This is a genomic window from Xenorhabdus yunnanensis (genome assembly GCF_028598805.1).
GTDB lineage: Bacteria > Pseudomonadota > Gammaproteobacteria > Enterobacterales > Enterobacteriaceae > Xenorhabdus > Xenorhabdus yunnanensis.
In genome coordinates, this window is sequence record NZ_JAQRFI010000273.1 from 1 (window position 1) to 335 (window position 335).

A 335-nucleotide genomic window follows, 5' to 3' on the forward strand; every position below is an offset into this window, starting at 1 on the left:
GCCTGACTGGCGGCCGGATCGAGCTGACCGAGGAACCACAAACGCTGTTGGGCAAAGGACAGTGGCAATGGCCGGCGGCGGTCCGCCGTGGGAATGCGCGTCTGAGTGGTGGTGGTCGCGTCAGTCAGCGTCTGGGCCAGCGTCATCAGAACGGGCTGGGTAAAGAGCGTCTGTAACGGCAACTCTTTTGCCAGTGCCTGACGTATGCGTGCAGCAAGCTGGACGGCAAGCAGGGAATGCCCGCCGAGCTCAAAGAAATGGTCATGGCGGCCAACCTGCGCCACGCCCAGCAAATCTTGCCAAATCTGAGCCAGAACGGTTTCTGTTTCCCCCAG

Annotated in this window: 1 protein-coding gene; it reads right to left on the reverse strand. The window is 61.5% G+C overall.

Annotated features, from left to right (window positions below; genetic code table 11):
• Positions 1-335: phosphopantetheine-binding protein (locus PSI23_RS22215; protein WP_273557070.1), on the reverse strand; the 335-nt coding region annotated here is incomplete at both ends.